Here is an 8,670-nt window from a genome sequence, read left to right as displayed (position 1 = left end):
AATCCAGCTTCGCTTCGCCAAATTCGGCGATATCGACGCACGTCTCCGCCCCGCACAGCACCGCTGCAAACGCTATCAGCAATATGTCCGGCAAGGCATGACTGACATTCGCACGACGAGGGTCCGGCACAACCTCGAATAGCTCTTGGAAACCCCGCATCTGCTCCTCCCAGGCAATCCAGGAGACGATACAGAATCCAATCTGGCAAACTGCGCCAGACCCTTATCGCCATATGCGATTCCCCTGCCCGCTGGGAGAGGGGAAACGCGTTGGCGTTCAGACCAGCCGCAGCCCCGGTCGCGTGCCTGCCCGTACGCGGCGTATATAAAGCTCGTCGTTGCGGCGCTGTTCCTGCCAGAGTCGCTGGATGCGGAAGCGGACGCGGCACCATTTCTGCACTTCGTCCCACCGGCTGGCCTGAGTCGCCTGGGCGATGTTGCGCTCGATCGAGTCGAGGCAGCGTTCGCCCATCGTCATCGTCTCGTGCGCGAGTTGGGCAATTTCGTCGTCGCCGGCCATTGTCATTCCCGCTCTCCCTTCGGGTTTATTTATTCCCGATAGACGAGTGCGCGCGGTGGGTTGTTCCGCCTAATCGTGCCTAAGTATCGGTTAAAGGGCAAGCGTGACGCCGAGTCGTGCGTGGTGGGCGTGTTGGTATGGTCGCCGGGCTCGACCGACAGGGTCTGAAGTAAAGATTGAAGAAAATCCGATACCTGTCGCATAATTATTGCTCGCGACCGGTGGCGGCGGTGGCTGGATCCGCCCATCGCCCGGAAATACCTGCGGCGCCGGGTCAGATACTCTTGCGGCCCGAGTGCGGAAAGATTTTTCCCGGCTGCAAATTGCACGCGCTTCCGGACCTCTCGCAGGTGGGTGGCAAAAATCGCCGGCTGTCTGGGGTCGCCCCGGCGGCTCGTCCCGGCCGGATATATCAAGCCCGCGGGAATACTTGCCCTCCAACACTGCGTCTGTATCCGCGCTCGGGCAGCGCGGGTCTTTCAACCCACCACCCTCTCGTCTAAAGCCCGCTGACTCATGACCGACACATCCGATACCCAGCGCGACTATCGCGACACCGTCTTCCTCCCGAAGACCGATTTCCCCATGAAGGCCGGCCTCGCCCAGAAGGAACCGGCGATCCTGGAGCGCTGGGCAAAGATCGGCCTGTACGATCGCCTGCGCGAACAGCGTAAGGGGCGCGAGCGCTTCATCCTTCATGACGGCCCGCCCTACGCCAATGGCGACATCCATATGGGCCACGCCATGAACAAGGTGCTGAAGGACATCATCGTCCGCAGCCAGTCCCTGCTGGGCAAGGACGCGCCTTATGTGCCCGGCTGGGATTGCCACGGCCTGCCGATCGAATGGAAGGTCGAGGAGGCGTATCGCGCGAAGAAGCTCGACAAGGATCAGGTGCCGGTCGCCCAGTTCCGCGCCGAATGCCGCGCCTATGCCGAGAAATGGGTCGCGGTGCAGCGCGTCCAGTTCGAGCGGCTCGGCGTGATGGGCGACTGGGCAGACCCGTACCTCACCATGAAGTACGAGGCGGAAGCCGCCATCGTGAACGAGCTGCTGAAGTTCGCCGAGAGCGGCCAGCTTTATCGCGGCGCCAAGCCGGTGATGTGGTCGCCGGTAGAGAAGACCGCTTTGGCCGAGGCCGAGGTCGAATATGAGGATGTGGTGTCGACCCAGATCGACGTGGCGTTCGAGATCACCGAGGCACCGAACGCGCCCGAGCTGGTCGGTGCTTATGCAGTGATCTGGACGACCACGCCCTGGACGATCCCGGTGAACCAGGCGCTGAGCTATGGGCCGGAGATCGAGTACGCTCTCTACGATGTGGTGAAGCCGCACTGGCGCGACGGTGAACCAGACTTGCGTTGGCAGAATGGTCGCCGAGTTCTCATCGCTGCAGATAATGCGCTGCGAGCCGAGTTCGAAAAGCGCTTCCGTAAATATTGGACGGGTGGAGAAGATTCGCATCTGGTTGAAGTGGCACGCTTCAAAGGCTCCGACCTTGCCGGCGCCGTCGCCCGCCACCCGATGCACCATCTCGGCGGCTTCTTCGCCAAGCCGCGTCCATTCCTGCCCGGCGACTTCGTCACCACTGACGCCGGCACCGGCCTGGTCCATATGGCCCCAGATCACGGCGAGGACGATTTCCTCCTCTGCAAGGCGCACGGCATCGACCCCGTCTTCGCGGTCGATGGCGCGGGCATGTACCGTGCCGACTGGCTGTGGCTGGGCGGGCAGGGCAGTGTCATCAACAAGAAGTTCGTCGCGTCGGACGGGCCGATCTGCACCGATCTGCGCGAGGTCGGCGCGCTGCTCGCCGCCTCGGACGACTTCGCGCACAGCTATCCACATAGCTGGCGCTCCAAGGCGAAGGTGATCTTCCGGGCGACGCCGCAATGGTTCATCCCGATGGACGAGATCAAGCAGGACCTCGCCGTCGCCGAGCCGATCGAGCTCGGCGTCGATGCCGGCCTTGCGCCGATGCTCGGCCACGGCGTCGGTAATGCGCCGACCCTGCGCGAGATCGCGCTCGACGCGATCGAGCGGACCCGCTGGGTGCCGCCGCGCAGCCAGAACCGCATCCGCTCGATGGTGGAAGGGCGCCCCGACTGGGTCATCAGCCGCCAGCGTGCCTGGGGCGTGCCGATCGCACTCTATGTGAACCGCGTGACCGGCCAGTATCTCAACGATTCCGCGGTCAATGCGCGCATCGTCGAGGCGTTCAAGGCGGGTGGGGCCGACGCATGGTTCGCGGCCGACCATCAGGCCCTGCTCGGCGAGACATACCGCGCCGAGGATTATGAGGTCATCACCGACATCCTCGACGTGTGGTTCGATAGCGGTTCGACCCACGCCTTCGTGATCGAGGCGCGCTACGGCGAGGGCGTTCGCGCCAACCTCTATCTCGAAGGCTCGGACCAGCATCGCGGCTGGTTCCAGTCGTCGCTGCTGGAAAGCGCCGGCACGCGTGGCCGCGCGCCCTATGACGCGGTGCTGACGCACGGCTTCGCGCTGGACGGGCAGGGGCGCAAGATGTCCAAGTCGCTCGGCAATGTCGTCGATCCGCTGAAGATCATCAATGAATCGGGCGCCGACATCCTGCGCATGTGGGTCGCCTCGACCGATTATTTCGACGATGTGAAGATCGGCAAGGAAGTGCTCGGCACCGCCTCCGACGCCTATCGCAAGCTGCGCAACACCTTCCGCTATCTGCTCGGCGCGCTCGACGGGTTCAGCGATGCGGAGAAGGTGGATACGCGGCACATGCCCGAGCTGGAGCTGTACGTGCTCCACCTGCTCGGCCGGCTCGACGTCGAGCTGAAGGCGGCGACCGAGAATTTCGAGTTCAACCGCTATCTGCGGCTGCTCACGGATTTCGCGCAGGAAGACCTGTCGGCCTTCTTCTTCGATATCCGCAAGGACAGCCTTTATTGCGACGCGGCCGACGATCCCAAGCGGCGCGCGTATCGCACGGTGCTCGACATCCTTTTCCACGCGCTGGTGCGCTATGCCGCGCCGATCATCTGCTTCACGGCGGAAGAGGTGTGGCAGGCGCGCTTCCCCGATGACGAGCGTTCGGTCCATTTCCTCGAATGGCCGGTGCTGCCTGCGCTGCCCGGCGACGATGCGGTCGCGACCGTCTGGGCCGATGTCCGCGCGCTGCGCGTTCAGGTGACGGAGGCGATCGAACCGCTGCGCCGCGAGAAGATCGTGCGGTCCAGCCTCGAGGCGGAAGTGACCGTCCCGAAATCGCCCTTGTCGAACGAGGCGCTGGCCGAGCTGTTCATCGTGGCGAAGGTGTCGACCGGCGATAGCGTGTCGGTGACCCGCACCGCTTTCCATAAATGCGGCCGCTGCTGGCGGCATCTGCCCGATGTGGCCGAGGACGGCGCGCTCGATACGCGCTGCGCGAAGGTGGTGTCGTAATGCGCGAGCTTCCCCTGGTCGGCCTTGCCACCGGCGCCGTCCTGTTCGTGATCGATCAGGCGACCAAATATGGCATCACCGATGTGCTCGGCCTCAATGAATCCAGCCTCGGGCGGGATATCACCTCCTTCTTCACGCTGCGGTTCGTCGCCAATCGCGGCGTATCGCTCGGCCTGCTGCACGCGGATACCGAGGCGATGCGCTGGGGTCTGGTTGCGCTGACGGCAGCGATCGCGGTCGGGGTGCTCGTGTGGATGCTGCGCGAGCCGAACAAGCAGGACCAGGTCGCGCTCGGCCTCGTGCTCGGCGGCGCGGTGGGCAATATCCTTGATCGGATCCGGTTCGGTTATGTCGTGGATTTCGCGGATTTCCACATCGGGGCATGGCGCCCCTTTTTGGTCTTCAATGTCGCCGATGCGGCGATTACGATAGGGGTGCTCATCCTGCTTGTGCGAGCGCTCCTGGTGCGCGACAAGCCGCGGGCAGGGCGTGCTTCAGTGGAGAATATGAATGCGTAAGTTGGTGTCGATCGCAACCGGGCTCGGCCTGGCCGTCCTGCTCGCCGGTTGCGGCCATGGCGGCATGGACCGTACCCGCCCGGACGAGTTCGCCGTCGCGCGCCAGGCGCCGCTGGTGATTCCGCCCGACTTCTCCCTGACCCCGCCCCAGCCGGGCGCTGCGCGCGCCAATGACGTGAGCCCGAACGCCCAGGCGCTCGACGCCCTGTTCGGCGGCAAGTCAGCGCGCAGCGCATCGGAAAGCGCGACGCTCGATTCAGCCGGCGCCGATTCAGCCGACGGGGGCATCCGCTCCGCCGTGGGCGATCCGGGCACGGCGGTCGTCGACAAGGGCTCGACCACCCGCGACATCGTCGCCGCCCCCGAGGGCGACGGCCAGGACGCCCGCGCCGCAACGCCGAATCCCTAAGCCGTATTCCCCTCCCGCTTGCGAGTGCCACTCGCCTTCGGGTCGGGATTGCCCCCGGCAATCCCTCAACTATGCTGGGGGCATAGTTGACCCGGAGGCGAATGGCACTGGGTCGGGGGAGGGCCTGTTGGACAAAGCTTACGGTCGACCGACGCTCCGGGCTCGCGAATTGCGCGCCAATGCGACGGATGCCGAACGCTTGTTGTGGACGCACCTCAGCGCCCGGAAAATCGCCGGTGTCCGTTTCAATCGCCAGGTTCCAATAGGCCCGTTCATCTGCGATTTCGTCTCGCGGGCAACGAAGCTGATCGTCGAGGTAGACGGCGGCCAGCATGATTCAAATGCGTCGGCAGATGAGGCACGAACGCGGTACCTTGAAGCCCGGGGATTCCGGGTGATCCGGTTCTGGAACAACGAAGTGCTGCAACAGATCGAGGGCGTCGTGGACGAAATCGAGCGCGCGCTTGCGGACAGGCCCTCCCCCAACCCCTCCCGCAGGCGGGAGGGGAGTAGTGTTGCGTCCGTCGCGCGGTCCGCTCCCTAACCATGCGCGCGATTCTGATCCGCAGGCTCGCGACCGCCATTCCCACGCTGCTCGCGATCATCCTGCTGTCGTTCGTGCTGATGCGCGCTGCGCCGGGTAGCCCCTTCGATACCGAACGCCCGCTCGACCCGGCGACCCGCGCCGCCTTCGCCGCCGCCTATGGCCTCGATAAACCGCTGCCCGAGCAGGCGGTGCGCTATCTCGGGGGCGTACTCACCGGCGATTTCGGGCCGTCGCTGGTCTACAAGGACTTCACCGTCGGGGCGTTGATCGGGCAGGGCTTGCCGGTGTCGCTGGCGCTTGGCGGCCTCGCGCTAGTGCTGGCGTTCATGCTCGGCATCGGCGGTGCGACCCTGGCCGGGATGCGTGCCGGTAGCCTGACCGACCGCATGGTCATGACGACCGCCACGCTGCTGACCGCGATCCCGACGTTCGTCACCGGACCGGCGCTCGCGCTGGTCTTCGCGCTATGGCTCCAGCTATTGCCCGTCTCCGGCCTCGACGGCGGCGCGTCGCTCGTCCTGCCGGTGGTCGCGCTGGCGTTGCCGGTCGCGGGGGCGATCGCCCGGCTGGCGCGTGCCGGCCTCGCCACGGCGCTGGCGCAGGATCATGTGCTGACCGCCCGTGCGCGTGGCCTTGCGCCCCGCATCATCCTGTGGCGCCACGCCCTGAGGCCCGCGCTGGTACCGGTGGTGAGCTATCTCGGCCCCGCGGCCGCCGGACTGCTTACCGGCGCGGTGGTGATCGAGACGGTGTTCGGCCTGCCGGGGCTCGGTCGCTACTTCGTGCAGGGCGCGCTCAACCGGGACTATCCGCTCGTGCTCGGGGTGGTGATTCTCTATGCTGGCCTGATCCTGCTCTTCAACCTGATCGCCGACCTTGCCTATGGCTGGCTCGACCCGCGGGTGCGCGGATGAAGCTGGCCGGGGGGACCATCGTCGCGGTCGTGCTGGCGGCGCTGCTGCTGCCGCTCATGCTGCCCTGGGGCTATGACCAGATCGACTGGGAAAATGTCCGTGCCGCGGCGTTCACCCATGGCCATCTGCTCGGAACCGACAGCGTCGGGCGCGACCTGCTGACCCGGACCCTGGTCGGCACGCGGGTCACCCTGGCGGTCGCCGGCGCGGCGGCGCTGGTCGCCCTTTTGATCGGCACTGTCTGGGGCGCGATCGCCGGCTGGGTCGGCGGGCGGGTGGACGAGGCGATGATGCGCGTGGTCGACGCGCTCTATGCGCTGCCCTTCATGTTCGTCGTTATCCTGCTGATGGTCGTGTTCGGCCGGTCGATCCTGCTGGTGTTCCTCGGCATCGGGGCGGTCGAGTGGCTCACCATGGCGCGGGTGGTGCGCGGGCAGGTGATGGCGCTGCGCCACCGGCCCTTCATCCTCGCGGCCGAGGCGGCCGGGGCGCCTTCCGGGGCTATCCTGCTGCGCCATGTGCTGCCCAATGTCGCCGGCGTGGCGCTTGCCTATCTGTTGCTGACCGTTCCGCAGGTGGTGATGGTCGAAAGCTTCCTCTCCTTCCTCGGCCTTGGCGTGCAGGAGCCGCTCACCTCGCTCGGCATTCTCGTCCATGACGGCGCCGAGGACATGGACGTCGCGCCGCTCGCCCTGCTGGTGCCCGGCGGGGTGCTGGTCGGCCTGATCCTCGCCTTGACCGCGCTGGGCGAGCGGCTGCGCGATCGGCTCGCGCGGTGACGCTCTATGCCGTCGAGCGGCTCGGCGTGGCGATCGGCGGTACGTCGCTGGTCCGCGACGTCGGCTTTACGGTCGAACCCGGCCACTGCACCGCGCTGGTGGGCGCCTCGGGATCGGGCAAGAGCCTGTCCTGCCTCGCGCCGTTCGGGTTGAGCGCGGGCATCGCCAACGGGTCGGCGCGGTTCGAGGGGCATGAACTGGTCGGCCTGACCGAAACCGATCTGCGTCCGATCCGCGCCCGTGCCGGCTTCGTCTTCCAGCATCCGCTGACCGCGCTCACGCCGCACCTGAAGATTGGCGCGCAATTGACCGAAGCGGCGACTGCGCTGGGCGGGCCGCGGCCCGATCGGGCTGCGCTGGCGGCGATGCTCGACCGGGTAGGGCTGGCCAGGCCCGAGGCGACGCTCGACGCCTATCCGCACCGCCTGTCCGGCGGCGAGCGCCAGCGCGTGCTGATCGCCGCCGCCATCGCGCATGGCCCTTCGCTGCTGGTCGCCGACGAGCTGACCAGCGCGCTCGATGCGCATCTGCGGCATGCGATCATGGAGGTGCTGGCACGGTTGCGCGACGACGGGCTGGGCCTGCTGATGGTCAGCCACGATCTCGCGCTCGTCGGGCGCCATGCCGATCGGATCGTGGTGCTCGAGGCGGGGCAGGTTGCGGAGGCCGGCGTGACGGGCGAGGTCATGACACGCCCGGCCGGCAACGCGGCCCGTGCCCTGATCGCCGCAAGCCCGAGGCTGGACGATCCGGCGCCGGAGCTGCCGGCGACGGGCAGGACCTTGCTCGAAGCCAATGGAGTCCATGTCGGCTTTCCCGCACCCGGCTGGCGGGGCGGGCGGATCGCCGCGGTGGACGGTGCGTCGCTGAGACTTGCCGAGGGCGAGGCGCTGGCGATCGTCGGGTCGTCGGGCTCCGGTAAATCGACCCTGGCGCGCGCCATCGGGCGGATCGGGCCATGCGACAGCGGCGAGGTGAGATGGCGCGGCGAGCCGCTGCCGCCTCGCCGCGCGATGCGGCGTAAGCATCGCGCGCTGATCCAGGCGGTGTTCCAGGATCCGTCGGCGAGCCTCGATCCGCAATGGACGGTCGTGGAAAGCGTTGCCGAACCGCTCCGTCACCTGAAGCCCGACCTGACTGCCGCGGACCGCCGTTCATGTGCGATCGAGGCGCTGGAAACGGTGGAGCTGGGCGCGGGCTTTGCCGACCGCCGCCCGGCCGGCCTGTCCGGCGGGCAGGCGCAGCGTGTGGCGATCGCGCGGGCGTTGGTCGCGTCGCCCGATCTGCTGATCCTGGATGAGGCGACATCGGCGCTCGACGTGCTGGTGGCTGGCCGGATTCTCGAACTGCTCGAACGGTTGCAGCGGATGCGCGGGCTCGCGATCCTGATGATCACTCACGACATCGCGGTGGCGCGCCGGCTGTGTCACCGCATCGCGGTGATGGACGCGGGACGGATCGTCGAAGAGGGGCCGGCCGACATGATCGTCACCGCGCCACGATCGGCGGCGGCGAAGGCGCTGGTCGCCGCGAGCGGATAAGCAAAAGGGGACGGTTCGC

Annotated in this window: 9 protein-coding genes; 7 read left to right on the top strand and 2 right to left on the bottom strand. The window is 67.0% G+C overall.

Features of this window, described 5'->3' with window-relative positions; genetic code table 11:
- Both AC1DT7_RS13020 and AC1DT7_RS13015 read right to left on the bottom strand, forming a co-directional pair.
- Nucleotides 1-160: transposase family protein (locus AC1DT7_RS13020; protein ID WP_478036398.1), on the bottom strand; the 160-nt coding region annotated here is incomplete at its 3' end.
- Between the two features lie 117 nt (nucleotides 161-277).
- Complete coding sequence (locus AC1DT7_RS13015) at nucleotides 278-526, bottom strand: hypothetical protein (RefSeq protein WP_478036388.1); 249 nt, start codon at nucleotides 524-526, stop codon at nucleotides 278-280.
- Nucleotides 527-1,036: 510 nt separating this feature from the next.
- On the opposite strand from AC1DT7_RS13015, the gene ileS reads away from it, so the two are divergent.
- The 7 genes from ileS (at nucleotide 1,037) to AC1DT7_RS12980 (ending at nucleotide 8,651) form a co-directional block, all read left to right on the top strand.
- Nucleotides 1,037-3,943, top strand: a complete 2,907-nt coding sequence (gene ileS, locus AC1DT7_RS13010) for an isoleucine--tRNA ligase (protein ID WP_478036387.1) — start codon at nucleotides 1,037-1,039, stop codon at nucleotides 3,941-3,943.
- Nucleotides 3,943-4,461 carry a signal peptidase II gene (lspA, locus tag AC1DT7_RS13005; RefSeq protein ID WP_478036386.1) on the top strand — a complete coding sequence of 173 codons (519 nt, stop codon included), beginning with the start codon at nucleotides 3,943-3,945 and terminating at the stop codon, nucleotides 4,459-4,461. Before ileS ends, lspA begins: the two co-directional genes overlap by 1 nt.
- Entirely contained in the window at nucleotides 4,454-4,870 is a 417-nt protein-coding gene (locus tag AC1DT7_RS13000) for a DUF3035 domain-containing protein (protein WP_478036384.1), read from the top strand. The genes lspA and AC1DT7_RS13000 overlap by 8 nt, the downstream gene beginning before the upstream one ends.
- Nucleotides 4,871-4,997: 127 nt before the next feature.
- Nucleotides 4,998-5,414 carry an endonuclease domain-containing protein gene (locus AC1DT7_RS12995; RefSeq protein ID WP_478036382.1) on the top strand — a complete coding sequence of 139 codons (417 nt, stop codon included), beginning with the start codon at nucleotides 4,998-5,000 and terminating at the stop codon, nucleotides 5,412-5,414.
- Between the two features lie 2 nt (nucleotides 5,415-5,416).
- A complete protein-coding gene (locus AC1DT7_RS12990) occupies nucleotides 5,417-6,331 on the top strand; it encodes an ABC transporter permease (RefSeq protein WP_478036381.1) in 915 nt (304 codons plus the stop codon).
- A complete protein-coding gene (locus tag AC1DT7_RS12985; RefSeq protein ID WP_478036379.1) occupies nucleotides 6,328-7,110 on the top strand; it encodes an ABC transporter permease in 783 nt (260 codons plus the stop codon). Before AC1DT7_RS12990 ends, AC1DT7_RS12985 begins: the two co-directional genes overlap by 4 nt.
- Complete coding sequence (locus AC1DT7_RS12980) at nucleotides 7,107-8,651, top strand: ATP-binding cassette domain-containing protein (RefSeq protein WP_478036378.1); 1,545 nt, start codon at nucleotides 7,107-7,109, stop codon at nucleotides 8,649-8,651. Before AC1DT7_RS12985 ends, AC1DT7_RS12980 begins: the two co-directional genes overlap by 4 nt.
- The last annotated feature ends 19 nt before the right edge of the window (nucleotides 8,652-8,670 follow it).

The organism is Sphingomonas sp. P3_C6, assembly GCF_056402595.1.
The sequence above is the reverse complement of the archived record's forward strand: the minus strand, read 5'-3'. Positions and strand labels throughout refer to the sequence as shown.

What these genes read in the sequence shown, in the direction of transcription:
- AC1DT7_RS13000 (WP_478036384.1), top strand. Translation starts at nt 4,454, where the DNA reads ATGCGTAAGTTGGTGTCGATCGCAACCGGGCTCGGCCTGGCCGTCCTG.
- ileS (WP_478036387.1), top strand. Translation starts at nt 1,037, where the DNA reads ATGACCGACACATCCGATACCCAGCGCGACTATCGCGACACCGTCTTC.
- lspA (WP_478036386.1), top strand. Translation starts at nt 3,943, where the DNA reads ATGCGCGAGCTTCCCCTGGTCGGCCTTGCCACCGGCGCCGTCCTGTTC.
- AC1DT7_RS12985 (WP_478036379.1), top strand. Translation starts at nt 6,328, where the DNA reads ATGAAGCTGGCCGGGGGGACCATCGTCGCGGTCGTGCTGGCGGCGCTG.
- AC1DT7_RS13015 (WP_478036388.1), bottom strand. Translation starts at nt 526, where the DNA reads ATGACAATGGCCGGCGACGACGAAATTGCCCAACTCGCGCACGAGACG.
- AC1DT7_RS12990 (WP_478036381.1), top strand. Translation starts at nt 5,417, where the DNA reads ATGCGCGCGATTCTGATCCGCAGGCTCGCGACCGCCATTCCCACGCTG.